Origin of the sequence: Elioraea sp. (genome assembly GCF_051860475.1) — a bacterium.
GTDB lineage: Bacteria > Pseudomonadota > Alphaproteobacteria > Acetobacterales > Acetobacteraceae > Elioraea.
On record NZ_JBHYDW010000307.1, the window covers coordinates 1 to 669 of the forward strand.

The following is a 669-nucleotide window of genomic DNA, read 5'->3' on the forward strand; positions in this document are numbered from 1 at the left end:
CGGCTGCTGTCCGGGTCCGACCCGCGCGCCGCCCTGGCCGAGGGCGGGCTGTTGGACGGGCTGAAGAAGGCGCTCGCCGGGCGGGTGCTGAGCGCGGAGATGGACCACCAGCCGGACGCCGGCGAGCCGGACGGGCGGGCAACAGGCGGAACGGCTGCGGCGCCAAGACGGTGCTGACCGGTACCGGCGCGCTCGCTCTGCAGATGCCACGCGACCGCCCGCTCGAGCGGCTCTACCCGCTGGTGTTCCTGGACGCGCTGCGCGTGAAAGGGCGCGACGAGGGCACGGTGCGCAACAAGGCGGTCTGTGTCGCGCTCGGCGTCCGCCTCGACGGCACAAAGGAGGTGCTCGGGCTGTGGATAGAGCAGACCAGGGCGCCATGTTCTGGCTGCGGGTGATGACCGAGCCCAGAGCCCATCCGGAAAGGAATCGAGTCGCCTGAATCGGATGTGATTATGGGATGGCCGCGCGATCCTCTCGGACCGCGTCGGCATAGGCGATCAATGCGTCATGAAGTGACGGGTGGGCATCAGTCCCCGGTACGAATCGTATCGCAGCAGAATGCACGGCTCCGCCGCAGGAAGAAAACCCCGCGGGGGGGCCCCGGCCCGGGGGCGGGCCCCCCCCCCCCCCCACCCCCACACACCACCCCCAAACACCGGGCGGGCC

At 71.2% G+C, this 669-nt stretch carries 1 pseudogene; it reads left to right on the forward strand.

The annotated features are described in order from the left end of the window. Positions 1–406: pseudogene (locus ACTIFU_RS23915) on the forward strand (transposase); the annotation flags it as partial. Positions 407–669 lie beyond the last annotated feature (263 nt).